Raw genomic sequence first — 1062 nt, 5'->3', positions numbered from 1 at the left:
ATACCGGTGTGGCACCTCGTAACCCGGGCTCTGTCGAGAAGGGCCGTAGCGCTGCAATAGCAAAAGTGCTTCAGGATGAGTTCAATTGCCTTGGCCCTTTTAGCGATGCGAAGCAGGGCGCGTGTCAAGAATTGGAGTTCATTGCTAGCGATGACCCGCATATGGAAGGAGCGTTCAAGACTCCCGGTTTGCGCAATGTAGTCGAGCGAGCCCCATATATGCATGCAGGACAGATTCCTACAATCGTTGATGTTATCCGCCATTATTCTGCTGCCCCGAAAGCGAAAGCAGGAAAAAATGAAAGACAGCCCTTAGCGCTTAGCGAAAGTGAAGTAACTGACCTTGCGAAATTCCTTGGAACATTGTCTGGGCCAGTTCTGGACAGTACAGGCAGGTGAAGAGCTTTGTTGGCGTTCGGCTAGTCAAGTGACGACCTGAGCAGGCTTCGCGGTTGACTAATCTCGTGCGCTGGTTGCTAGTGTCGGCGCCCAGGATTCGCCGTTATGCCGGTAAGGGCAGCTGAATACATAGCGCAGTACCGAAAGAGCTAATTGGAGTGTGAGGCATCATGTTGCGAATTAAGAGAGGACATCGCCGACCGCTAGCTCTAGGGATCTTGGCTTCTGTAATCACGGTTACTGCTTGGTTGGCAATCAATGCGTTGCAGGCGGCGGACGAGGAGTGGGGAGGGCTCCATCGGCAGACCCAAGTCAAGAACAGCGCTATCGTGCGTGCCCATTCGGCGCTGGACAACAGTGGAAGAAGGTTAGTCGAAGGCGACGCAGTGCAAGAAGAGAGTGCGATCGCCCAGGAACAGTTGGCGCGGGCAATGTCGAGTCTATTTCAGGCATACAGCGAACTCGGTGCATTGTCGCGCGAGGAATATGAATACTTGGCAGAGTTGCGCGTCGCGGGGGCCGCTTATCGATCAGCTGCAATGCGTGCGATGGCTCAGGGAGGCAGCGGCGAAGCTGCTGAGGTGCGATCCCTGCTGATTCGTAGCGCGATGGATGCCAGTTATCCGTTTGCAGAGTCACTACACAAGCTTCATGAGGCCAGCAC

The 1062-nt window shown here is 54.6% G+C and carries 1 protein-coding gene and 1 pseudogene; both read left to right on the top strand.

What is annotated here, in order from left to right:
- Positions 1 to 398, top strand: a pseudogene (locus AB4Z11_RS32435) (cytochrome-c peroxidase); the annotation flags it as partial.
- A 218-nt stretch (positions 399 to 616) separates the two neighbouring features.
- Positions 617 to 1062 (top strand): hypothetical protein (locus tag AB4Z11_RS32430; protein WP_442030395.1); only part of this gene is annotated, 446 nt, incomplete at its 3' end.

It is taken from the genome of Pseudoduganella sp. RAF53_2 (assembly GCF_052113985.1).
GTDB lineage: Bacteria > Pseudomonadota > Gammaproteobacteria > Burkholderiales > Burkholderiaceae_D > Rugamonas.
The sequence above is the reverse complement of the archived record's forward strand: the minus strand, read 5'-3'. Positions and strand labels throughout refer to the sequence as shown.